General features: G+C 62.6%; 20 protein-coding genes. 12 read left to right on the forward strand and 8 right to left on the reverse strand.

Annotated elements, in window-relative coordinates; translation table 11 throughout:
* Window positions 1-56 precede the first annotated feature (56 nt).
* Window positions 57-872: a hypothetical protein gene (locus tag HY30_RS10015; protein WP_034739810.1), complete on the forward strand. Its 816-nt coding sequence runs from the start codon at window positions 57-59 to the stop codon at window positions 870-872.
* 49 nt (window positions 873-921) lie between these two features.
* Window positions 922-1,863 (forward strand): hypothetical protein, encoded by a 942-nt coding sequence (locus HY30_RS10020; RefSeq protein WP_034739813.1) that lies wholly within the window; start codon window positions 922-924, stop codon window positions 1,861-1,863.
* Window positions 1,864-1,914: 51 nt separating this feature from the next.
* Here the strand turns inward: HY30_RS10020 and uvrA are convergent, their stop codons facing one another.
* Window positions 1,915-4,932: an excinuclease ABC subunit UvrA gene (uvrA, locus tag HY30_RS10025; RefSeq protein ID WP_034739815.1), complete on the reverse strand. Its 3,018-nt coding sequence runs from the start codon at window positions 4,930-4,932 to the stop codon at window positions 1,915-1,917.
* Window positions 4,933-5,156: 224 nt separating this feature from the next.
* Between uvrA and ssb the strand changes: the two genes are divergently transcribed.
* The 6 genes from ssb to queA all read left to right on the forward strand — a co-directional run bounded on the left by ssb (window position 5,157) and on the right by queA (window position 12,079).
* Window positions 5,157-5,636 carry a single-stranded DNA-binding protein gene (gene ssb, locus HY30_RS10030; protein WP_034739818.1) on the forward strand — a complete coding sequence of 160 codons (480 nt, stop codon included), beginning with the start codon at window positions 5,157-5,159 and terminating at the stop codon, window positions 5,634-5,636.
* 10 nt (window positions 5,637-5,646) lie between these two features.
* On the forward strand, window positions 5,647-6,501 hold the full coding sequence (gene blaOXA, locus HY30_RS10035; RefSeq protein WP_034739819.1) for an OXA-1090 family carbapenem-hydrolyzing class D beta-lactamase: 855 nt from the start codon (window positions 5,647-5,649) through the stop codon (window positions 6,499-6,501).
* 241 nt (window positions 6,502-6,742) lie between these two features.
* Entirely contained in the window at window positions 6,743-9,559 is a 2,817-nt protein-coding gene (gene gyrA / locus HY30_RS10040) for a DNA gyrase subunit A (RefSeq protein WP_051615282.1), read from the forward strand.
* Between the two features lie 17 nt (window positions 9,560-9,576).
* Window positions 9,577-10,074, forward strand: a complete 498-nt coding sequence (coaD, locus tag HY30_RS10045) for a pantetheine-phosphate adenylyltransferase (RefSeq protein ID WP_034739824.1) — start codon at window positions 9,577-9,579, stop codon at window positions 10,072-10,074.
* On the forward strand, window positions 10,071-10,985 hold the full coding sequence (locus HY30_RS10050) for a peptidylprolyl isomerase (RefSeq protein ID WP_034739829.1): 915 nt from the start codon (window positions 10,071-10,073) through the stop codon (window positions 10,983-10,985). The genes coaD and HY30_RS10050 overlap by 4 nt, the downstream gene beginning before the upstream one ends.
* Before the next feature lie 38 nt (window positions 10,986-11,023).
* A complete protein-coding gene (gene queA / locus HY30_RS10055) occupies window positions 11,024-12,079 on the forward strand; it encodes a tRNA preQ1(34) S-adenosylmethionine ribosyltransferase-isomerase QueA (protein ID WP_034739867.1) in 1,056 nt (351 codons plus the stop codon).
* A gap of 62 nt (window positions 12,080-12,141) precedes the next feature.
* Here the strand turns inward: queA and HY30_RS10060 are convergent, their stop codons facing one another.
* The 7 genes from HY30_RS10060 to HY30_RS10090 form a co-directional block, all read right to left on the reverse strand.
* The gene (locus HY30_RS10060) at window positions 12,142-12,531 is read right to left on the reverse strand and encodes a hypothetical protein (RefSeq protein WP_155839292.1); all 390 of its coding nucleotides are present in this window, start codon (window positions 12,529-12,531) and stop codon (window positions 12,142-12,144) included.
* A 317-nt stretch (window positions 12,532-12,848) separates the two neighbouring features.
* Window positions 12,849-13,244, reverse strand: coding sequence for a hypothetical protein (locus HY30_RS10065; protein ID WP_034739835.1), 396 nt, complete (start codon window positions 13,242-13,244; stop codon window positions 12,849-12,851).
* A gap of 66 nt (window positions 13,245-13,310) precedes the next feature.
* Window positions 13,311-13,820: a hypothetical protein gene (locus HY30_RS10070; protein WP_034739837.1), complete on the reverse strand. Its 510-nt coding sequence runs from the start codon at window positions 13,818-13,820 to the stop codon at window positions 13,311-13,313.
* A gap of 3 nt (window positions 13,821-13,823) precedes the next feature.
* Window positions 13,824-14,294: a PaaI family thioesterase gene (locus HY30_RS10075; protein ID WP_051615284.1), complete on the reverse strand. Its 471-nt coding sequence runs from the start codon at window positions 14,292-14,294 to the stop codon at window positions 13,824-13,826.
* The gene (locus tag HY30_RS10080) at window positions 14,291-14,662 is read right to left on the reverse strand and encodes a tRNA-binding protein (protein ID WP_034739871.1); all 372 of its coding nucleotides are present in this window, start codon (window positions 14,660-14,662) and stop codon (window positions 14,291-14,293) included. Before HY30_RS10080 ends, HY30_RS10075 begins: the two co-directional genes overlap by 4 nt.
* Before the next feature lie 7 nt (window positions 14,663-14,669).
* Window positions 14,670-15,434, reverse strand: a complete 765-nt coding sequence (locus tag HY30_RS10085) for an SDR family NAD(P)-dependent oxidoreductase (RefSeq protein WP_034739839.1) — start codon at window positions 15,432-15,434, stop codon at window positions 14,670-14,672.
* A gap of 89 nt (window positions 15,435-15,523) precedes the next feature.
* Entirely contained in the window at window positions 15,524-17,182 is a 1,659-nt protein-coding gene (locus tag HY30_RS10090; protein ID WP_034739841.1) for a DUF262 domain-containing protein, read from the reverse strand.
* Window positions 17,183-17,292: 110 nt separating this feature from the next.
* On the opposite strand from HY30_RS10090, the gene HY30_RS10095 reads away from it, so the two are divergent.
* From HY30_RS10095 to HY30_RS10110, 4 genes are all read left to right on the forward strand, one after another.
* The gene (locus HY30_RS10095) at window positions 17,293-18,126 is read left to right on the forward strand and encodes a fumarylacetoacetate hydrolase family protein (protein ID WP_034739843.1); all 834 of its coding nucleotides are present in this window, start codon (window positions 17,293-17,295) and stop codon (window positions 18,124-18,126) included.
* Between the two features lie 17 nt (window positions 18,127-18,143).
* Entirely contained in the window at window positions 18,144-18,881 is a 738-nt protein-coding gene (locus HY30_RS10100; protein ID WP_034739846.1) for an MBL fold metallo-hydrolase, read from the forward strand.
* 296 nt (window positions 18,882-19,177) lie between these two features.
* Window positions 19,178-20,407, forward strand: coding sequence for an EAL domain-containing protein (locus tag HY30_RS10105; RefSeq protein WP_034739848.1), 1,230 nt, complete (start codon window positions 19,178-19,180; stop codon window positions 20,405-20,407).
* A gap of 69 nt (window positions 20,408-20,476) precedes the next feature.
* Window positions 20,477-20,992, forward strand: a complete 516-nt coding sequence (locus tag HY30_RS10110) for a hypothetical protein (protein ID WP_034739850.1) — start codon at window positions 20,477-20,479, stop codon at window positions 20,990-20,992.
* Window positions 20,993-21,028 lie beyond the last annotated feature (36 nt).

Raw genomic sequence — 21,028 nt, forward strand, 5'->3', positions numbered from 1 at the left:
ACCTATGTGTCCGGGTCGGACACGGTTTAGGTGTGGAACCGATGAGGAGTCGCACCATGGACGTGAAGCTGCCCGTTGCGGGATTGGTCACCGAGGCCTGGGGCCTCGCCCTCCGCGCCGCCCTGCCGAGCCTTCCGTGGCTGGCGGGCCTGATGGTCGCGGCGGGCCTCTACAGGCTCGCGCTCTATCTGCATGCCGGCGCCATTATCAACCTGCTCCTGCTGGTCGTTGTCTTCGCCGCTGGCGTCGGCTTCTCGCTGCGGGCCTATCGCAGCATGCTCGGCGCATCCTCGGGCACTTTTCTCAAGCTCGCCCACGCCAATCTCTCCATCTACATGGCCTTCCTGTTTGTCGGCGTGTTCATCGCCTTCTTCCTCGCCATTCTGCCGGGCATCCTGCTGGAAGTCTCGGGCCGAACGGATCTCGATGCGAAAACCGATCCTGCGATCGTGCAGGCCGCTTTCATGGACATGTTGCCCACGGCCTATGGCGCCGTTTTCATTCTTGCCTGCGCGCTCGGTCTCTGGGCCCTCTGTTTCTTCGCCATACGCCTCCTGCTCGTCGGCGCGGCCACGGTCAGCCATGGCGAAACGATGGTGTTCCGCACATGGCCGTGGACCAAGGGCCATGCCTTGCGGCTGAGCGTTGCCGCCATGGCGACCCATGTCGGTCCCTTCTTCGCGGCGATTGCCATAAATGCCGCGCTCGCGCCCCTGCTCGGCACAGCCCCGGCGAGCCTCTTCATCGGCGGCGCCCTTGGTGTGCTCCTGCTGACGCCCTTCCTGCTCGCCGGCCACGGCCTCGCCGTCAGCGCCCTCCCGCGCCTCGTGCCCGATGCTGCGGAATTGAGAGAGATTGCAACGTCCGGCTGACTCCGCTTAGATTGCTTTGACAGGCAATAAGGTGGGGAGCCCGAGGCCAATGAATCCGGTGAGTTTCGATTTCGGGAATGCCGTGATGCATTTCCGCAAGACAGGTGGCCCGAAGGGCTTCCTGCTCAGGTATGGCGCGACCTATGTCCTGCTCTATCTGGTCCTGTCGGCGGTCAGCCTCTGGCTGCAATGGCCCATGTATGGGGCCATGTTCGATCCCGCCGTGATGGACGATCCCGTCGCCATGGAAGCGGCCATGATGGGGCATATGGGCCGCGTCATGCTGGGCTACCTCGTCCTGCTACCGCTTGGCCTTGCCTTCTGGATGGTCTTCGAAGGCGCAAGCCAGCGGCGCTACATGCGGGCGGAAGGCTTCCACCTCCGCCTCGGCGCGGATGAATGGCGCCTGCTCGTCGTCGGATTGATCTGGTTCGGCCTGTTCATCGGGCTTTATATCGGCGGTATCGTTGCCGTTCTCGTGCCTATGGGCATCGCGGCCGCGACTGGCACCGGCGAAGGCGCGATAATTGGCGGCGTGCTCGCCTTCGTTCTGGCGATCGCCTACATGATATTTGTGCTGTGGCTCTGTGCCCGCTTTTCGCCCGCAGCGGCGCTCACGGTGCGGGATCGCAAGATCCAGTTCGGAGACGCCTGGCGTGTGACCCGGGGCAAGGCCTGGACGATCGTCGGCAGCTGGATCGTCCTCGGGCTGATCATGTCCGTCGTATTCTTCCTGTTCTACCTGATCTTCGTGGTCGCCATCGTTGCCTCGCTGATGCCGATGATGAGCGGAATGGAGTCGGAGGATCCTTCGCTCGTCTTCCGGGCCCTGCTCGCGCCCGGCGTGCTTATACCCGGCGCCTTGCTCCTGGTTGGCATGGTCTTCCTGCAGGCATGCGGAATGCACATCTATTCCGGCCCGGCAGCCTTGGCGGCCCGGACCGATCCGGAATGGGCTGACCATCAGGCAATCGACGACACATTCGTTTAGGCACTGAGGGATCGCAGCCCACCCATGGCGGGGCTGCGATCTTTGGGCGCTCTATTTGGCCGCGCTTTTTGCCTTTTTGACGGGCTTGGCCGCAGTCTTTGCCTTGGCGGCCGGTTTTGCCTTCACGGCCTTCTTCGGCGCTTCAGTCTTGGCCGCCACCGCTGGCGTCTTCGCCCGCTCGCGCTTGTTGCGCTGGGCGCGGCGTTCGTCCTGCCGGCGGAAGGTCTCGGCCAGGAACTTGCCGGTCCAGCTGCCCTTCGTGGCCGCGATGTCTTCCGGCGTGCCGGCCGCGATCAGCTGTCCGCCGCCATCGCCGCCTTCCGGGCCGATGTCCAGCACCCAGTCAGCCGTCTTCACCACATCCAGGTTATGCTCGATCACGACCACCGTATTCCCGGCATCGACCAGCTCATGCAGCACTTCCAGCAGCTTGCGCACGTCATCGAAGTGCAGGCCCGTCGTCGGCTCATCCAGAATGTACAGCGTACGTCCCGTCGCGCGCTTGGCCAGTTCCTTGGCGAGCTTCACGCGCTGCGCCTCGCCGCCCGACAGCGTCGTTGCCTGCTGGCCGACCTGCACATAACCAAGCCCCACCTGCACAAGCGTCTCCATCTTTGACGCAATCGCGGGCACCGCCGAGAAGAATTTCGCGGCCTCTTCAACGGTCATGTCCAGCACATCGGCAATCGACTTGCCCTTGAACGTCACTTCCAGCGTCTCGCGATTGTAGCGCTTGCCCTTGCAGGTCTCACACGTGACATACACGTCCGGCAGGAAGTGCATCTCGATCTTGATGACGCCGTCGCCCTGGCAGGCCTCACAGCGCCCGCCCTTCACGTTGAAGCTGAACCGCCCGGCCTTGTAGCCGCGCGCCTTGGATTCCGGCAGGCCGGTATACCAGTCGCGGATCGGCCCGAAGGCGCCCGTATAGGTCGCCGGGTTCGAGCGCGGCGTGCGCCCGATCGGGCTCTGGTCAATGTCGATCACCTTGTCGAGATGCTGCAGGCCCTCAAGGCTGTCATAGGGCTGCGGCGGGCTCGACGCGCCGTTCAGCTTGCGTGCCAGCGCCTTGTACAGCGTCTCGATGATCAGCGTGGACTTGCCGCCGCCCGACACGCCCGTGATGCAGGTGAAACTGCCTAGCGGGATCGTCGCGGTGACGTTCTTGAGGTTGTTGCCCGTCGCGCCCTTCAGCGTGATCTTGCGCTTGGTCTTCTCCACCGGGCGACGTTTCGGGATCGGGATTTCCTTCGTCCCGTTCAGGTAATCCGCAGTCAGCGATTTCGGGTTCGCGAGCACCTCTTCAGGTGTCCCTTCAGCGATGATCTCGCCGCCATGGATGCCCGCCGCCGGCCCCATGTCGATCACATGGTCCGCCGTCAGGATGGCATCCTCGTCATGCTCCACCACGATCACCGAATTGCCGAGATCGCGCAGCCGCTTCAGCGTCTCCAGCAGGCGCGCATTGTCCCGCTGGTGCAGGCCGATCGACGGCTCGTCGAGCACATAGAGCACGCCCGTCAGGCCGGAACCGATCTGCGAAGCGAGGCGAATCCGCTGGCTCTCGCCTCCTGACAGCGTGCCGGAGCCCCGGCTCAGCGTCAGGTATTCAAGCCCCACATCATTCAGGAAGTTCAGGCGGTCATTGATCTCTTTCAGGATGCGGCTGGCAATCTCGTTCTGCTGCTTGGTCAGCGTCTTCGAGACTTTGCCAAACCAGTCGCTCGCATCCTTGATCGAGAATTCGGCCGCCGACGAAATGTCCAGCGTCGCGATCTTCACGGCCAGCGCCTGCGGCTTCAGCCTTTTGCCGCCGCAGGCGGGGCAGGGCGCTGCCGACTGGAACTTCGCCACTTCCTCACGCACCCAGGCCGAGTCCGTTTCGCGATAGCGCCGTTCCAGGTTCGGGATCACGCCCTCGAACGTCTTCTTCACCTCATACCGGCGCATGCCGTCATCGTAGACGAACTTGATCTCTTCCTCGCCTGTGCCGTGCAGGATGATCTGGTGAATGTCTTCCGGCAGCTGGTTCCACGGCTTCTTCAGGTCAAACCGGTAATGCGTCGACAGGGCCTGCAGCGTCTGCGTCTGGTAGGGCGAGGTCGACTTGGCCCAGGGCGCAATCGCCCCGTTCAGCATGTCGAGATCTTTGTCCGGCACGACCAGGTCCGCGTCCACTTTCAGCTGGTTGCCGAGGCCGTCACAGGTCGGGCAGGCGCCGAACGGGTTGTTGAACGAGAACAGGCGCGGCTCGATCTCGGAAATCGTGAAGCCGGAAACCGGGCAGGCGAAATTGGCGCTGTAGGTGATGCGCTTCGGCTCGGTCTCGCCTTCTTCAAGGTCGGCATATTCAGCGAGCGCAATGCCCTGTGCGAGACCCAGCGCCGTCTCGAAACTCTCCGCGAGCCGCTGTTGCATCCCCTCGCGCACGACCACGCGATCCACGACCACGTCGATGTCATGCTTGAACTTCTTGTCCAGCTTTGGCGGGTTTTCCAGCTCGTTGAATTCCCCGTCCACCTTCACGCGCTGGTAGCCATTCTTCAGCAGCTCGGCGAATTCCTTGCGGTACTCGCCCTTTCGGCCGCGGATCATCGGCGCCAGCAGGTAGAGCCGCGTGCCCTCGGGCAGTTCCATCGTGCGGTCGACCATCTGGGTCACCGTCTGGCTTTCGATCGGCAGGCCGGTGGCCGGCGAATAGGGAACGCCCACGCGTGCCCACAGGAGACGCATATAGTCGTAGATCTCGGTCACCGTGCCGACGGTCGAGCGCGGGTTGCGGCTCGTCGTCTTCTGCTCGATGGAGATCGCGGGCGACAGGCCCTCAATGCTTTCCACGTCCGGCTTCTGCATCAGCTCAAGGAACTGGCGCGCATAGGCCGACAGGCTTTCGACATAGCGCCGCTGTCCCTCGGCATAGATCGTGTCGAAGGCCAGCGAGGATTTGCCCGAGCCCGACAGGCCGGTCATCACCACAAGCTCACCGCGCGGAATGTCCACGTCGATATTCTTGAGGTTGTGTTCCTTGGCTCCGCGCACGCGGATGAAAGGCGATTCTAGTCGGGCCATAGGGGAAAGCTCGTTACGGTGTCGAAACAGGTATGGGAATGGTGCTAGGCTCTATGTGTGGCGTGAGTCCAGCTTGACCACAAGAACAAAGTGTGAACATTTGTCAGTCGCTGCTTTTTTCATCCCCGGCTGTGGAAATACGGCTGGGGAGGCGACAGGCGAGGCCGGTCGCGGTAGAAGAGAACAGATTCGATAATGAAACAAGCCTGAGCGGAGATGGATAGATGGCAGGATCAGTGAACAAGGTCATTCTTATTGGGAATGTCGGGCAGGATCCGGAGATCCGCCAGTTCCAGAATGGCGGCCAGGTCGCGAGCTTCACGCTGGCCACGTCCGAGACGTGGAAAGACAAGGCGACCGGCGAGCGCAAGGAAAAAACCGAGTGGCATCGCATCTCGATCCTCAGCGAAGGCCTCGTCCGCGTCGTCCAGAACTATGTGAAAAAGGGCTCCAAGCTCTACATCGAGGGCCAGCTCGAAACCCGCAAGTGGCAGGACAAGGACGGCCAGGACAAGTACACGACCGAAGTCGTCCTGCGCGGCTTTGGCGGTACGCTCACCATGCTCGACAGCCCAGGTGACCGCGCCGGCGGCGGTGCCCGTTCCGGCGGCAATGATTTCGGTTCCCAGCAGGGCGGCGCCCGCAAGATGAGCGGTCCGGCCGAAAGCTTCAGCCAGGACCTCGACGACGAGATTCCATTCTAGGAACCACTGCATGCAGCGCCTGATCGCTCGTCCTTCGGACATCGCCGCCGGCCTCCTGATGGTCGCCGTTACGGCTGTGCTGGGGGCGTGCGCGTCCATGGCGCCGCCACCGGAACTCTCGGCAAGCGTTGCGGCAGAGGGCGTTGACCCGGCCACATCCACGCTTGTCGTCTACCGGCTGGAAGACGAGTGCACCTGGATCAGCAATCCGGACCGCGCGGCGACGCGCTTCACGCCCGCCTCCACATCCAAGATTCCCCATACGCTGATCGCCATCGAAACCGGCGCCGTCACCGGCCCTGACGAGATGTTCAAGTGGGATGGCCAGAAGCGTTTCGTGGACAGCTGGAACGAGGACCAGACTTTCGCGGATGCCTTCAAACGCTCCACGGTCTGGATATTCCAGACCGTCACGCCGCGTATCGGCCCGGCCGTCCTGCACGACTGGCTGCAGCAGTTCGACTATGGCAATGCCGATGTCGGCCCGGCTGACAATGTCACGCAATACTGGCTGACAGGCCCGCTGGCGATCTCTGCTGAGGAGCAGGTCGCCTTCCTCTCCCGGCTCGCCCGCCGCACGCTGCCGCTCTCTGCGCGCACCTATGACCTCGCCGTGCCTGTCATGGTGACCGAGTCCGGCGAGGGCTGGACGCTTTATGGCAAGACGGGCTGGAAAAGCGTCGACGGCGAGCCTGAACTCGGCTGGTTTGTCGGCTGGCTGGAGCAGACCGGCGGCGAAGCGCCCGGCACCTATGCCTTTGCCTTCAACATGGACATGGCAGACCCCGATTCTGACCTGCCAAAGCGCAAGGCCGTGGTCCTGCGCGCCCTGGCCGATCTGGGCGCCCTTCCGGCTGCCAACTAGGCTTCGTGCACGTTCGGGGTTTTCGGCCTCTGTTCGGGCTGTTTCCGTGCAGGATTCGTGCTTTTTACGTGCATGTATTCGTGCAGTTTTTTGCCGTTTTGGCGGGTCGTCCGCCAACTGCTAAAACACCCCCGAAAGGGTGGCTTTCCACACCCCCGGCTGCTAGTGTTTTTCTCAGTGATTATGGGCGATTCGGGCCAGTGCCCCGCCCTGTGAGACCGGACACGCAGAAAGCCCTTCCATGAGCGACGATACGACCCCGCCGGACGAGCCGGAAACCCCTGAGAATTCGGGCGAAAACCCCGCCCTCCCGGACGGAATCGAGCTGATTTCCATCGAATCCGAGCTGAAAAGCTCCTATCTCGACTATGCGATGAGCGTCATCGTCAGCCGGGCGCTGCCGGATGTGCGCGACGGCCTGAAACCCGTTCACCGCCGCATCCTCTACGGCATGCAGGTCGGCGGCAATACGCCGGACAAGCCCTACAAGAAATCCGCCAACATCGTCGGCGCCGTCATGGGTAACTTCCACCCGCACGGCGACAGCGCGATCTATGACGCCCTCGTGCGCCTGGCCCAGCCCTTCTCCATGGGCCTGCCAATGGTCGACGGGCAGGGCAATTTCGGCTCGATCGACAACGATCCGCCGGCCGCCATGCGTTACACCGAAAGCCGGATGACCAAGGCCGCGACCTACCTGCTCGCCGATATCGACAAGGACACGGTCAACTTCCAGGACACGTATGACGGCTCCCAGCAGGAGCCCATGGTCCTGCCGGCCCAGTTCCCGAACCTGCTCGTCAATGGCGGCGGCGGCATCGCGGTCGGCATGGCCACCAATATCCCACCGCACAATCTCGGCGAAGTTGTCGATGCCACGCTCGCCGTGATCGAAGATCCGACCATCGACGACGAGGCCCTGCTCGAAATCGTCCCCGGTCCTGACTTTCCCACCGGCGGCCTCATCATGGGTCATGCCGGCAGCCGCAAGGGCCTCACAACGGGCCGTGGCTCGGTCATCATGCGCGCCAAGACCGACATCGAAGAGGCCAAGAACGGCCGCCAGGCCATCATCGTCACCGAGATTCCCTACCAGGTGAACAAGGCCGCGATGATCACCAAGATCGCCGAACTCGTGCGCGAAAAGCGCGTCGAAGGCATCTCCGACCTGCGCGACGAATCCGACCGTAACGGCATCCGTGTCGTCATCGAGATGAAGAAGGATGCCAGCGCCGAAGTCGTGCTGAACCAGCTCTTCCGCTTCAGCCAGCTGCAGACCAGTTTCGGCGTCAACATGCTCGCCCTCAATGGCGGCCGCCCGGAACTGATGAACCTGCGCAAGGTGCTCGACTACTTCATCACCTTCCGTGAGGAAGTCATCGTCCGCCGCACCAAGTTCGAGCTCAACAAGGCCCGCGACCGTGCGCACGTCTTGGTCGGCCTCGCGCTCGCTGTTGCCAACATTGACGAAGTCATCCGCATCATCCGCCACGCGCCCGATCCGGCGACCGCCCGCGAGCAATTGCTCGCCAAGGCCTGGCCGATCATGGACATGGGCCCGCTGCTCGAACTCATCGCAGACCGGCGCACGCGCTGGTCCGGCGGCGACACGATTTACCTGTCGGACGAGCAGGCCCGGTCGATCCTCGACCTTCGCCTCCACCGCCTCACCGGTCTTGGCCGTGACGAGATCGGCAACGAGGCCAAGGGCCTGTCGGAAAAGATCGCCGATCTCCTCGATATCCTGCGGTCGCGTCCGCGCATCCGCGAGATCATCAAGGCCGAACTGAACGAAGTGAAAGAGAAATTCGCCGTGCCGCGCCGCTCGCAATTCGCGATGGGCGGCCTCGACATGGAAGACGAGGACCTCATCGAGGTCGAGGACATGGTCGTCACCGTCACCCATGGCGGCTACGTCAAGCGCACGCCGCTTTCGACCTACCGGACCCAACATCGCGGCGGCAAGGGCCGTTCGGGCATGTCCATGAAGGACGAGGATTTCGTGGTCGAGCTGTTCTCGGCGACGACGCACACCGAAGTCCTGTTCTTCTCGTCGGCCGGCATGGTCTACAAGGAAAAGGTCTGGCGGCTTCCGGTCGGCGGGCCGAACTCGCGCGGCAAGGCGCTGGTCAACATCTTCCCATTGGCGGCCGACGAGCGCATCGAGAGCGTCATGCCGCTGCCGGACGACGAAGCCGCGCACGAAGTGATGGACCTCATGTTCGCCACCCGCTCCGGCACCGTTCGCCGCAACAAGCTGGCAGACTTCACGCGGGTTAACCGCAACGGCAAGATCGCCATGAAGCTCGACGAGGGCGACGGCATCGTCTCGGTCAAGATCTGTACCGAGCGCGACGATATCCTGCTCACCACGGCGCTGGGCCAGTGTATCCGCTTCCCGGTCACAGACGTGCGCGTGTTCGCGGGCCGCAACTCGACCGGCGTACGGGGCATCCGCCTTGGCGCCAGCGATGAAGTCATCTCCATGGGCATCCTGCGTCACGTTACGGTCACGTCCGAAGAGGCGCGCGCCTATATCAAGCACGCTGCGGCCATGCGCCGGGCGGCCACGGGCGAAGAAGAGGAAATCAGCGAGGACGAAGGCGAAGAGACCGTCGACGAAGCCGCCCTCAGCACCGAGCGTCTGGTCGAACTCGGCGCTGCCGAGGAATTCATCCTCACCATCGCTGACGATGGCATGGGCAAGCGCTCGTCCGCTTATGACTACCGGGTCACCGGCCGCGGCGGCAAAGGCCTCGTGGCGCAAAATATCTGGGGCCGCGACAAGAAGAACGGCCCGACCAAGAAAGTCGCCCAGTCCTTCCCGGTCGGCGACGGCGATCAGGTCATGCTGGTCACAGACGCCGGCCAGCTGATCCGCACCCCGGTCGACCAGATCCGCATCGCGGGCCGCTCCACGGGTGGTGTCTGGGTGCTCCGCACGCACGAAGGCGAGCACGTAGTTTCCGTTGCACGACTTGTGGAAGACGCCGAAACCGATATGGATGGGGAAAATGGTGGCCCGCCGGAGGCTGGATCGCCAGAAATGCCTGAATAGCAGGGAAGGGGCCGCCAGTGCATCGTATCGGACTATACCCGGGTACATTCGATCCTCCGACGAACGGGCATATCGATATTTTCGGCCGCGCCATGAAGCTGGTCGACACTCTGGTCATTGGCGTCGCCGTCAATGAGGCCAAGAAGCCTTTGTTTTCGTTGGAAGAACGGGTGCAAATGGTGAAAGCCGAGTGCGCCCGCTTCAACGGCCCCGGCATGGCTGAAATCAAGGTCATGCCGATGCATGGCCTGCTCATGAAATTCGCCGAGGCTTGCGGCGCGCAGATGATTCTGCGCGGTTTGCGGGCCGTTCAGGACTTCGAATACGAATTCCAGATGACGGCGATGAATGAGCAACTGAATCCCGACATTGAAACAGTCTTCCTGATGGCCGATGTTAGGCACCAGGCGGTCGCGTCGCGGCTCGTTAAAGAAATTGCGAGTCTCGGTGGTGATATAGCGCCGTTTGTAAGCCCTGACGTGAAACGCGCCCTCATGGAGAAATATCAGAAATGAAGCTCGCACCCCTGGTAGTGGCCGCATCGACCCTGTCGCTGGGCCTGATGGCGTTTGCGCAAACTCAAACGGACGGGAAGGCGGAAACCGCTGCGCCTGCCGAAGCCGCGCCGGCTGTGACGGTGGCAGAGGCCAAGGCCGATCCCGCCAACTGGCGCGCTGTTGATCCGGAACGCCTCTTCATTTTCGACACGAACAAGGGCCGCATCCTGATCGAGGCCTTCCCGGACGTTGCGCCGAAGCATTTCGCGCAATTCTCGGCCATCATCCGCTCCGGCGACTTTGACGGCACCAGCTTTCACCGCGTCATCAATGGCTTCATGGCACAGGGCGGGGATATCTTCGCTCTCAAGGGCCGCGAATCGGGCCTGCCGGACATTCCGGGCGAGTTCACCTACCGCCGCGATCCGGCGAAAATGCCGCTCAACTTCGCCATCGGCCCGGCCGACACCGCCAAGTATGGCTATGTGAATGGCTTCCCGATGATGACGCAGGCCTCCTTCTTCGCGGAAATGTCGAAGGATGGACTGGTTGAAAGCTGGATCCCGCATTGCCGGGGTGTTGTCTCGACAGCCCGCACATCGGATCCTGACTCGGCCAATTCGCAATTCTTCCTGATGCGCGACACGTCCCAGCATCTCGACAAGGAATATACGGCCTGGGGCCGCGTCGTTCAGGGCGAGGATGTCGTGCTTGCCATCAAGGCCGGCAAGGAATCCCTCAATGGCGAAGTCGCCCTGCCGGATATCCTGATGCATGCCAAAGTGGCGGCTGACCTGCCCAAGGGCGAACGCCCGAACGTCTGGGTCGAGCGCACCGATGGTCCGCTCTTCATGGCCGCGCATGCCGATGTCGACGAAGACATGAACGTGTGTGACCTGCCATCCGTCCCGGCCGTCGTCGAACGCTAGGCGCTTCTGCCTTCACGGGCCCATAATCCATGACGCCCATGAATCTCGCCGATTTCCATTTCGATCTTCCCGAGCGCCTGATCGCGCTACGCCCCGCTGACCCGCAGGATTCTGCGCGGCTTCTGGTCGTGCATGGGGATGGACGGCTCGAAGATGCGAGCGTGCGGGACCTGCCGCGCTACCTGACGGCAGGCGATGTGCTTGTGTTCAACGACACGCGCGTGCTGCCGGCTGCGCTCAAGGGCGTGCGGCCCGCGCGCGACGAGATCGGCGCCGATGTGGCCTGCGACGTGAACCTCGTCGAGCGCATCGACGATCACACTTGGCGCGCCCTGGCCCGGCCCGGCAAACGCCTGAAGCCCGGCGACCCGATCCATTTCGCCGAAGGCTTCCGTGCGACGATTACGCAACGCCTCGACGGCGGCGAGATCGAGCTGGCCTTCGACCAGTCCGGCCCGGCGCTTGAACAGGCCCTTGATGCGCACGGTGCCATGCCGCTGCCGCCCTATATCGCCCGCCGCCGCCCGGCGGATGCAAGCGACCGCGAGACCTACCAGACCAGCTTTGCCGGCGAGGATGCCGCCTCCGTCGCCGCGCCCACGGCCGGCCTCCACTTTACGCCGCGTCTTCTGGCCGAGATCGATGCGGCAGGCCTAGCCCGCGAAACCGTGCGCCTCCATGTCGGCCTCGGCACATTCAAGCCGCTCGAAGAGGCGCAGCTGGCGGCGAACCGCCTTCATTCCGAATGGCGGCGCCTGACGCCTGAAACCGCCACGCGCCTCAATGCCGCCCGCGCCGCCGGCCATCGCTGCGTTCCGGTCGGCACGACGGCCATGCGCACGCTGGAAAGCTGCACCACACCTGACGGCACGCTCGCCCCTGCCACCGGCCCGACGGACATCTTCCTGAAACCGGGCGACGCCGTGCGCGCAACGGATGCGCTCGTCACCAATTTCCACTTGCCGGGTTCCAGCCTCTTCATGCTGGTGTGCGCGCTGATGGGAACCGATGTGATGCAGGCCGCCTATGCCCACGCCATCGCATCAGACTATCGCTTCTATTCCTATGGCGACGCCTGCCTGCTGCTTCCCTGATAAAAAAGTGCCCCCGCTCGTGAAACGAACAGGGGCCATTGCTTGGTGCAGGTCCGTTTGCGCTATTTCAGGCTTGCCGAGACACGCGCGTTATCCGGTTCGAATTGCTGGTCGGCAGGGTCAAAGCAGAAGGTTGTGTCCTGACGCGCCTTCGCATGGTCCACCCATGTGTATTGGAAGGCCTTGTAACAGTCATAGCCCTGACGGCTGTCATCCCACGTGTTCGCGCGGGTTATCTGCGCGGCCGGATACCATTGGTTCGACGCGTGGCCCTGATACGTAAATTCAGGATGGACATGGTTCGGATCATTGTCCAGCACGCGCACACTGACCCCGATCGAGGTCTGCGACTGGTTGGGCAGCGCCGCTTGCGCCGATGCAGGCAGGACGGCCCCTGCGCTTAGAAGGGCAAGTGCCCCCATGACGGTGAAATAGGTCCGAGTTGAGTTCATACCGAAGTCCAGTTTGGTTCGCCCGGGCCGAGTTCCGCACATGCCAAAACCCAGATGGGAGATGGATGAAGGCCGGAAGCCAATGGAGAGATTAAATGCAAACGATGGAATGAGAGGGGCTTTCAGCCCGCAACCGAGTTTGAATCGTGTAGCACTGTGTTGATTGCATTACGCCTGAGGCGCGAAATGGTTCGAAGATTGCTTCAGACTAAATCGAATGGCTGCCATGCATTTTGACATGACCTTGCGTAAGTTGTGGCAAAAAAATCCCCACGCCGCGGCGCAGGGATTTCTTGTCTCAAAGTCCGTAACGAACTTTAGTGGATGCGCACGGTGGCTCTCACGCCCTGCGGCTCGTAGCGGCGGTCGTGATCGTCATAGCAGAACGTCGTGTCATACCGGACGCGCTCGCCATTCTCCCATCCGTACTGGAAGCTCTCATAGCAATCATAGCCATTATAGCGGGCATCATAGCGATGCGCGCGGCGCACTTCATGACGCGTATACCAGCGGTCGGATTCATAGCCATCATAGGTATAGCGGCCATGTACATGAGCACGTTCCGGCGGCGGGGCCTCTGTACGGACGCCGACTTTGACATCCGTATTCACGCCGACACCAAGGCCCAGCTGGGCGGATGCGGGCAGTGTTGCAACGGCCGAACCGATACCAAGCGCACCAATTACAGCGATGTATTTCAAGGACTTAATCATTGTCAGCTCCTGTGTGGCTTAACCAATGAACGGGTCGGCGGCAGGAGGGTTCCTCAGGAAATGGGCCTACTCGGCCTCTCTCCAGTCGAGCCTCATGGATTGCCCGGTTTCAAGGGCCTTCCAAGCTGCAGAAAAATCCGAAAGCCCGCTGCGCACCGCGTCGACCCTTGCCTGATCGAGCGAAACAGACGGGCCGAAGGATTGCGCAAATCCGGCATCGGCCACGCCCTGCAAGGTCCCGAGTTCGGCAGGCCCGCCCCAGATCTCGGCCTCGAAACATTCCACCAGCCGCTCTGCCTGCAGCAGTTCGACGATTTCCTCTCCCGGCACATGTGCTTTCGAGGCGCTGGCATGTCCGGCGGCAGAGGCGATGGCGCCGACATCGTCGGGCGAGACGCCCCCGGCGACCATGCCCCAGAAACCCCTGCGGAACCCGAATGTGCGCTCAACGAAGAAATGCACGGCGTCGTGCGGAACGGGCCCCTTCTTCGGAAACGTGCACTGCGCGACGCTGCCATCATCGCGCGTGGCCGTGAGCCTGTCCTCGCGGGTGCCTTTCACGATCTCGATCTTCATGTCTCAGGCCCCGGGGCGCAGCTCTTCCATCGACCGGATCGCCTTCGCCGCCGTGATGCGCGCCAGATGGCGGCCCTTCTCGTCACGCCAGTCGGCCTCAACGAGACCCGTCGTGCGCCCCCGGCTGACCAGCCGCCCCTCGATCGTGATCAGGCCATGCGGCACCGGGCGCAGGATGCGCGTCTGCAGCTCCATCGTCGTGAACCATTCGCCGTCTTCCAGCGCGCTCGCCATCGTCATCGATACGATATGGTCCGACAGGCCCGCGACCCAGCCGCCGAACACGCGCTGGTCGCCAATGTCGCGGTCGCCGGTGTTCGGCCACTCATACCGCGTGTGGCCATAGGAGACTTCCTTCAGCCACAGGTCCGGGCGGATGCCCAGATTCCTGATGCCGGGGGGAAAGTCCCATGTGCCCGCTTTCAGGCGGCCAAAGAATTCGGTCTGCTGGACAGACATTTCGGTACGGCTCATGCGAGGCGGGCTCCATTGGGCACCGGCAGGTCGGGCGAGAACATGACAATGGCGCCGTCGGCATCGGGAAACCCGAGCGTCAGCACTTCCGACATGAACTTGCCGATCTGGCGCGGCGGGAAATTGACGACAGCGGCAACCTGTTTGCCGATCAGCTTTTCGGGTTCGTAGTGCACCGTCACCTGCGCCGAACTCTTCTTCACGCCAACGCCCGCACCGAAATCGATCACGAGGCGCAGGGCAGGCTTGCGGGCGCCCTCCAGGGGCGCCGCTTCCAGCACGGTCCCGACGCGGATATCCACCTCGCGAAAGGTCGCAAAGTCGGTCTCCGCGCTGGGCGGTGAGTCAGGTTCGTCCGTCAGGTGCATGTGTGCCTCAGCAGGTGGCGCCGCCATCGACGACCATCATCTGGCCCGTCATGTAGGCACCGGCCTTCGAGGCGAGATAGACCGCCGCGCCGGCAATCTCTTCCGGCTCGCCGATACGGGCCATCGGTGTGCCGGACAGGGCCGATTTCAGGTTCTTCGGGTCTTCCCACAGGGCGCGGGCAAAGTCGGTGCGGATCAGGCCGGGCGCGATACAGTTCACGCGGATATTGTCCTTGCCGTATTCGGTGGCCAGGTTGCGGGCGAGCTGGAAGTCGGCCGCCTTGGAGATGTTGTAGGCGCCAATGATGGGCGAGCCGCGCAGGCCGCCAATCGACGAGACGAGGATGATCGCGCCGTCCTTGCGCTCGCGCATCTGCGGCATGCACATCTGGATCAGCCAGTGGTTCGAGATGATATTGTTCTGCAGCACCTTCTCGAACTGGTCGTCCGAGATGCCTTCCATCGGCCCGTAATAGGGGTTGGCCGCCGCGTTGCACACGACAATGTCGACCTTGCCGAACGCCTTGTTGGTCGCGTCGACCATGGCCTGCAGCTCATCCTTCGACGAGATATTCGCGGGCACGGCAATAGCTGTTCCGTCGCCGTGCTTCTCATTGATGCTGGCGGCCACTTCCTGGCACGGGCCCGGCTTGCGCGACGAGATCGTCACCTTTGCGCCTGCGTCGGCCATGGCCTCGGCAATCGCCCGGCCGATGCCGCGCGACGATCCTGTGATGATGGCTGACTTCCCGGATAGATCAAACAGGCTCATGGCGCCGCTCCCTCATGTTTTATGCTGGCGCGACGGTAAGGGCTGATCTGCCCCGGGGCTAGGGGTATCCTAAGGAAAGGCGCGCCCTGTCAGGGCAAATCCCATTCGACGTTCAGGATTTCGGCCAGTCCCTCGGTCCGCTTGCGCACGACTTCCGGTGTCCAGGCATCCTGGTCCACCAGGTCGCGGGTCAGCGCAAAGTCCGCGCCGCCGCCGCCATTGAAGTAGACTTCCTTCTTGGCGCGATAGTCCAGCCGGTCGGCCTTCTGGTTCACCTTGTTGGTCAGCAGCACGAAATTGCCGAGCGTGTCACACTGCTCGCGGCGCTTGGCCGGGTCGGGCCAGGTCACCATCCAGTGGCTGTCTTCCTGCACGCTGCGCGGCAGGACGTGTTCCACCGTCGCATCGGATTCCGGCGGGATCGTGAACCCGCCATCAAGCGCGGCGTTCAGGCGGAGGGCCATCGCGCGGCGTTGTCCAAACGTGGCGAAGCGGCCCAGCAGGCGCTCGCGCACCTTGCGGGCCTCGTCCTTGGAAATGGCGAACGGGCCGTTCTTGGCCATCAGCGTCCGCTCGTTGGAAACGGCGTCGCTCACCTTGTTGAACCGCTTGTTGCGCTGGTCCTTGTCGTGGATGATCAGTTGGATCATGTAGCCCAGCCGTTCAAGGCGTGTGAAGAATTCCGGCGCGAGCGGCGAGTCGAGCCCGCGCTCCACCAGGAATTTCAGCGCCGGGGCGCGCCAGCTCTGCTGCTCAAGTGCACGCAGCTGGTTCAGCTTGTCGGAGACGAGTTTCGCATGCGGGCCATCGTCCACTTTCGCCGTCGTGATCTGGCGGTAGGCGGCCACATAGCTCGGCAGAATGTCATCAAGGAACTTGCGCGGTTCGATTTTCGAGAGAACCGCTTTCTGGAACCCGGCCACGAGATCGCCCTTGGGCGAGCGGTCATGGATGGCGCGGATCTGACGCAGCAGGTCATCGAAGGCGCCGCCGCCCAGCACGGCCTCATGTTCGGCCCAGCGCTCGGCATAGGCATTGGCTTCCTTCACCGAGAACTTGGCCTTCTGGAACAGCTCGGTCTTGATGATGTCATGCGCGTCCGGTTCCTTGCCGCGGGTGTTGAGAACGCGGAACACCTTGAAGCCTTGATCCTTGTCATTCACCACGACACGCACCAGTGCGCAGCCATTGACGACCGTGTCGGTCAGCGCGCGCCGCCGCTCGTCCGACACCTGTTTCAGCTCTTTCAGTATGGCCTTGGCGTTGCCAACCATACGTTGCTGGCTGTCGCTCTCGCCCGGCTCGTTTTCGAGTGTGCGGGTTGCGCCAGGACGCTGGATCGTGTCGCGGAAAAACGCGCCATCCATATAGTTCAGCGTGAGGCGCCAGCTGGCCGCTTCGCCGAGCATCGGGCGGTCCTCATCGGCAATCATGGCGTGCAGGGCCGCAGACCGGTCCTTGTCGGCTTCAAGGTCGCGCAGAACGGCCAGAAGAATCGTCAACGTGGTCAGCCGCTGCTGCCCGTCGACAATCTCCACCATTCCGGACTCCGCGCCGTTCACGAGAACGACCGCGCCGATGAAGTGCGGGATGTCGCTGTCAGTCGCCTCGGCAAGGTCGCCGAGCAGGTCGAGCGCCTCGCGCTCTCCCCAAGAATAACTGCGTTGATAGGGCGGCATGCACAGGCGTTCTCCTTGTGCAAAAATACCGCTGAGCGAGCTCTCCTGAGCCCGTACGCCAAGGTCCATTACAATTCCCCTATACAGGCTTCTTCCCTAGCCCTTGCCAAACACCATCACAACGCGGGATGAACGGTTCTCAAGGTCTTTGGGCAAAAGTGTGACGGGAGAGTAACGGTATGCGTCTGGTGAGATTCAAACGGGGTGAGGAAGTGCGTTTCGGCCACCTGGAAGCGGACTGTGTAGTGCCGCTTGCAGCAGGCACATTTGTCGAGGCGCTGACAGCCAGCCCTGACGGCGAATCCATACCTCTTGGCGAGGTCACGCTGCTTTCCCCTGTGGAAAAGCCCGGCAAGATTCTTGGCATAGGCGTCAACTACGCGGCGCATGCCGCCGAGAGCGTCAGCTTCATCGACACCAAGAAACCTGACGTCCAGAAATGGTTCAACAAACAGGTCACGGCCGTGAACGGGCCCTATGCCCAGGTCCACCTGCCGAAGGTCTCCGAACAGCTCGACTATGAAGGCGAGCTTGTCGTCATCATCGGCAAGCGTGGTCGTCACGTGCCCCGCGAGCGCGCCTTCGAGATCGTCGCCGGCCTGACCGTCGGGTGCGACTATTCGGTGCGCGACTGGCAGCGCGCCAGCCAGACCATGATCATGGGCAAGGGCTTTGACACCCATGCCGTGTTCGGCCCGGCCATCGTCACGATGGACGAGATCACCGACCTGCCAAACCTCCAGCTGCGCACCTTCGTGAACGGCGAGCAGCGCCAGACCGGCTACATCCGCGATCAGATCCACGACATCGCCGCCCAGATCGCCCACCTCACCGCCGCCTTCACGCTGGAACCCGGCGACGTCATCTTCACCGGCACGCCCGCCGGCGTCGGGGCAGGGCACGAGCCGCCGAAATGGCTGAAGGCCGGCGACAAGGTGCGCGTCGAAATCGACTGCCTCGGTTTCACTGAAAACGAAATCGTAAGGGAACCGGGCGACACCGTGATCGGGTAGACCGGAGCCTGAGGGGCATGCGCGCAAGAATACTGCTGGCTTTTCTGGTCGTTGCCGCGTGCAGCGCCGAGAAGGGACCGGGAACGGTCCCGGAAGTACCACGGAAAGTCACCACAGCGGACTTTGCACTCCTCCCCTGCGCCCCCGAAACGGTCCCGCGAGCCTGCGTGCTGGTCATGGCGGGCGGAAAGCGTGTCCTCTTTGGCACACCCGCCGGCGTAGTGCAGGGGCTGACCGAGACGGACCTCCAGAATCTCGATGCCGTGATGCTCTTCTCCCTGCGCGGAGAAGACCTTGAAGGCCTTGATGATATTCGCAATGCCAGCTGGCGCGCGGGCCATGAAACGCCGCTCCGCGTCTCCGGCCCTGTCGGCACCACCGCCGTCCTCTCCGCCATCAACAAGGCCTACGAAACCTCTGACGCCTTCACCTTCGTCGAACAGTCGCCAGCAGGCGGTTTCAACGCCGCTGTCCTGCAGCCTTTGCCCGGCGAGAAGGACACCAAGACGCGCGTCTTCAACACCGGCGATCTCGTCGTTACACACCTTGTGAATGACAAGGAACAGGTCGGTTACTGGGTTGATTACAATGGCGTTCGTGTCGTGATTGAGCCGTGCGGCATGACCCAGGCCTCGCACTTCTCGGACCCCGCACGGCTGACGCTTTCGTGCGAAGGGGCAGACCTGTCCTGGCCACTTACGGACACGGTTTTTGTGCCTTTGGTCGCGCCCGATAAGGCCAGCGAATCACCATAAGACGACGGGGCCCCGCATCTCTGCAAGGCCCCGCTCTCCCCCGAGATTGCCCCCGCTCCGGCCAATAAAATGGCCACGGACCAGTGCACTCGGATAGCTGTGGGTATCGGTGGGGTTAACCTTTGTCTAGTCGCTGAAGACGTGTCATGAGTGTGACTCAAAAGGTCTGTGACTTTGACGCAACGGTGGACTGGAGCGGGATTGTGGAAGGTGGCAAATTACGTCATTTCCACGCAATTCGTTAACCAATGGGGCCTATTTGTTAAGGTTGATGGAAAGAACTGGGTGCTGACCGAATGACTTTTGTCCTGTTCCTGCTCTATATCGCGATAGGCGGCGGCGTCGGCTATTGTGTAGATGCCTTTGCAGGACTCGGCCTGCCCCTGTCGATCACGAGCGGGGCGATCACCACAGTGATTCTCGCGCAGATCCACGTTCTGGTCTCCAGCAGCCGTTCCCACCGCGAAATTGATGAGCGCGTCGAGCGTGTCGAACGCACGACACGCGACACGGCTGAACGGGTCGACGTCATCGGCGCCCGGACCGAAGCCGTCGAGACCACCATCAAGCATGAACTGACCGAGCGCCGCGACGCCCTCGTTTCCGAGATGAAACAGCTCGAAGGCCTGATCGACCGCCTCTCGCGCAGCTTCGAGGCCAAGCTCGCCGAACCGTCCGTCGTGTCCTCCGTCGCGCCGCAGGATGATGCCATCCTGCGGGACGTGCGCGATGCCCTGAAAGATGGCCGGGTCGACCTCCATCTCCAGCCCATCGTGTCGCTGCCCCAGCGTCGCGTCGCCTTCTATGAAGGCTTCACGCGCCTGCGCCGTCCGGACGGCTCGCTGATTCTGCCTGCCGAATTCCTGGATGCGGCCCGCCGCGCCAACCTGATGGGCATCATCGACAATTTCACGCTGTTCCGCTGCGTGCAGATCGTGCGCCGGCTCGCCGAGCGGGACCGCCGCGTCGGCGTGTTCTGCAACATCGCCGCCTCGTCGCTGGAAGACACCACCTTCTTCCCGATGTTCCTGCAATTCATGACCGAGAATCGCGACCTCTCCGGCGCCGTGATCTTCGAGATCCGTGCGGATCGTTTCGAGACCAGCTCGCCCACGATGCGCGAAAACATGGCCAAGCTGACCGCGCTCGGCTTCCGCTTCTCGATCGACCATGCGTCCGACCTGTCGCTGGACCTGCCGCGCCTTCAGGCGTCGAGCGTCCGCTTCGTGAAGATGAATGGCCATAACCTGATCGAACAGCTGCGCGACCCGCACGGTTCGCGCCCGGTCTCCTCGATCAATCGCCGCGTGGATGGCACGGAAGTCACCGCCGTCCTGTCGCGCTACGGCGTCACCATGATCGCCGAGAAGATCGAAGACGAAGCCAGCGTCGTGGAAATCCTCGAATACGATATCCCGTATGGCCAAGGGCACATCTTCGGTGCGCCGCGTCCGATCAAGGCGTCGCTGATGGAAGAAACCGCGCCGCCCAGCGAGTTGATGCAGCGCCTGTCGAATTTCGGCTGATCGCCTCCGGCATCATTTCGCCCCAATCGCTTCGCTTAATGGTCCCCGTACATGAGACGGGAGTGACCCATGCGCATTGTGGCTATGCTATTCCTTATGTTCGAGGCGGCGCTCAGCGCAACGGCCCAGACCGCGCCCGAAGTGGTCAAGGTCGAAACCATCCTTCCCGATCCGGCAGGTGAAGAATTCGAGCCTGCATCTGCACTGGAATTGATCGAAGACCACTCGGTCGTCCTGCTGGACCTGACCATGTCGGTCGAAGCCTATCCATCCTTCGAGAACGCAGACGACACATACTCAACACTGGATGGCGATTGCGAATTCGGGCCGATGGAGGGCGTGCGCATGCTGTCCGTGCCGACCGGTTCCAACCATCTCCTGCTGAATGTCCGCCCCGGCGACCCCGGCCAGTTCGCTGCCAACAGTGTGTCCTGCGATTACATGCAGAGCCTCCAGCTGGGCGAGAATATCGGCCAGGTCGTGAAGGTGCGCGGCTGCTACCTTGCCAACTATCATTCCATCCCGACGGCGGCGATGTACGTGCTCAACCCGCTGCCAGCGAGCGCCTGCGGCCTGACGCAATAATGCACCGCTGGATTGACCGGGGGTGCGGCGCGGCCT

The sequence above is a fragment of the Hyphomonas chukchiensis genome, from assembly GCF_000682695.1.
Taxonomy (GTDB): Bacteria; Pseudomonadota; Alphaproteobacteria; order Caulobacterales; family Hyphomonadaceae; genus Hyphomonas; species Hyphomonas chukchiensis.

What these genes read in the sequence shown, in the direction of transcription:
- HY30_RS10015 (WP_034739810.1), top strand. Translation starts at nt 57, where the DNA reads ATGGACGTGAAGCTGCCCGTTGCGGGATTGGTCACCGAGGCCTGGGGC.
- HY30_RS10020 (WP_034739813.1), top strand. Translation starts at nt 922, where the DNA reads ATGAATCCGGTGAGTTTCGATTTCGGGAATGCCGTGATGCATTTCCGC.
- uvrA (WP_034739815.1), bottom strand. Translation starts at nt 4,932, where the DNA reads ATGGCCCGACTAGAATCGCCTTTCATCCGCGTGCGCGGAGCCAAGGAA.
- ssb (WP_034739818.1), top strand. Translation starts at nt 5,157, where the DNA reads ATGGCAGGATCAGTGAACAAGGTCATTCTTATTGGGAATGTCGGGCAG.
- blaOXA (WP_034739819.1), top strand. Translation starts at nt 5,647, where the DNA reads ATGCAGCGCCTGATCGCTCGTCCTTCGGACATCGCCGCCGGCCTCCTG.
- gyrA (WP_051615282.1), top strand. Translation starts at nt 6,743, where the DNA reads ATGAGCGACGATACGACCCCGCCGGACGAGCCGGAAACCCCTGAGAAT.
- HY30_RS10050 (WP_034739829.1), top strand. Translation starts at nt 10,071, where the DNA reads ATGAAGCTCGCACCCCTGGTAGTGGCCGCATCGACCCTGTCGCTGGGC.
- queA (WP_034739867.1), top strand. Translation starts at nt 11,024, where the DNA reads ATGAATCTCGCCGATTTCCATTTCGATCTTCCCGAGCGCCTGATCGCG.
- HY30_RS10060 (WP_155839292.1), bottom strand. Translation starts at nt 12,531, where the DNA reads ATGAACTCAACTCGGACCTATTTCACCGTCATGGGGGCACTTGCCCTT.
- HY30_RS10065 (WP_034739835.1), bottom strand. Translation starts at nt 13,244, where the DNA reads ATGATTAAGTCCTTGAAATACATCGCTGTAATTGGTGCGCTTGGTATC.
- HY30_RS10070 (WP_034739837.1), bottom strand. Translation starts at nt 13,820, where the DNA reads ATGAAGATCGAGATCGTGAAAGGCACCCGCGAGGACAGGCTCACGGCC.
- HY30_RS10075 (WP_051615284.1), bottom strand. Translation starts at nt 14,294, where the DNA reads ATGAGCCGTACCGAAATGTCTGTCCAGCAGACCGAATTCTTTGGCCGC.
- HY30_RS10080 (WP_034739871.1), bottom strand. Translation starts at nt 14,662, where the DNA reads ATGCACCTGACGGACGAACCTGACTCACCGCCCAGCGCGGAGACCGAC.
- HY30_RS10085 (WP_034739839.1), bottom strand. Translation starts at nt 15,434, where the DNA reads ATGAGCCTGTTTGATCTATCCGGGAAGTCAGCCATCATCACAGGATCG.
- HY30_RS10090 (WP_034739841.1), bottom strand. Translation starts at nt 17,182, where the DNA reads ATGGACCTTGGCGTACGGGCTCAGGAGAGCTCGCTCAGCGGTATTTTT.
- HY30_RS10095 (WP_034739843.1), top strand. Translation starts at nt 17,293, where the DNA reads ATGCGTCTGGTGAGATTCAAACGGGGTGAGGAAGTGCGTTTCGGCCAC.
- HY30_RS10100 (WP_034739846.1), top strand. Translation starts at nt 18,144, where the DNA reads ATGCGCGCAAGAATACTGCTGGCTTTTCTGGTCGTTGCCGCGTGCAGC.
- HY30_RS10105 (WP_034739848.1), top strand. Translation starts at nt 19,178, where the DNA reads ATGACTTTTGTCCTGTTCCTGCTCTATATCGCGATAGGCGGCGGCGTC.
- HY30_RS10110 (WP_034739850.1), top strand. Translation starts at nt 20,477, where the DNA reads ATGCGCATTGTGGCTATGCTATTCCTTATGTTCGAGGCGGCGCTCAGC.